Source organism: Delftia sp. WSY_22, assembly GCF_043104185.1.
Classification (GTDB): domain Bacteria; phylum Pseudomonadota; class Gammaproteobacteria; order Burkholderiales; family Burkholderiaceae_C; genus Comamonas; species Comamonas tsuruhatensis.
Window position 1 is genome coordinate 1 of the sequence record NZ_JBICKN010000058.1, and the last position, 369, is coordinate 369.

General features: G+C 49.1%; 1 rRNA gene. It reads left to right on the forward strand.

The annotated features are described in order from the left end of the window. A 23S ribosomal RNA gene (locus ACF8NF_RS25715) occupies positions 1-369 on the forward strand; the annotation flags it as partial.

The window sequence follows — 369 nt, forward strand, 5'->3', positions numbered from 1 at the left end:
TGCAAAAAATCGGTGGCTGCGACTGTTTAATAAAAACACAGCACTCTGCAAACACGAAAGTGGACGTATAGGGTGTGACGCCTGCCCGGTGCTGGAAGATTAAATGATGGGGTGCAAGCTCTTGATTGAAGTCCCAGTAAACGGCGGCCGTAACTATAACGGTCCTAAGGTAGCGAAATTCCTTGTCGGGTAAGTTCCGACCTGCACGAATGGCGTAACGATGGCCACACTGTCTCCTCCAGAGACTCAGCGAAGTTGAAATGTTTGTGATGATGCAATCTCCCCGCGGAAAGACGGAAAGACCCCATGAACCTTTACTGTAGCTTTGTATTGGATTTTGAACGGATCTGTGTAGGATAGGTGGGAGGC